1 protein-coding gene is annotated in these 514 nt (G+C 62.8%); it reads right to left on the reverse strand.

Annotated features, from left to right (window positions below; genetic code table 11):
* Window positions 1–514, reverse strand: a 514-nt coding sequence (locus AC1DE4_RS31855) for a flagellin N-terminal helical domain-containing protein (protein WP_477884766.1), incomplete at both ends; no start/stop codon positions are given.

The raw sequence follows: 514 nt of genomic DNA on the forward strand, positions 1-514 counted from the left end.
CCGATCGTGAAGCCGTAGACCGACTGGCCGGAGCTTGCGCCGGTCCCACCAAGAATGCCGCCGGTGGTCGTGCCGTTGAACAGGGTGTTGGTCGTGCCGAGCACATAGTCGGTGGTCTTGATCGAGACCGTGCCGCCGGTGCCGCGGACGAAGGAGGAAACGACGYTGACGGTACCGCCGGYGTTGTTGACCCAGTTTTCGCCGTTGAACGAAGCGGATTGGGCAACGCTGTAGAGCTGTGCCTGCARCTGGGTGATTTCGTCCTGAAGCTTGGTCTTGTCGACRCCAGCTTCGCTGGCTGCAACGAGCTTTGCCTTGATCTCGCCGACGASRTCGATGGCGCTGTCGACAGCCGTRTAKGCSGTGTCGAGCTTGGCGGCGCCCATGCCGAGGGCGTCGGAAACAGCCGAAAGGGCCTTGTTGTCCGACTTCATCGTCGTGGCGATCGACCAGTAGGCAGCGTTGTCGGCAGCCTTGCCGACGCGCAGGCCAGACGAAACGGCGTTCTGCGTGT

The organism is Rhizobium sp. 10N414 (genome assembly GCF_056394785.1).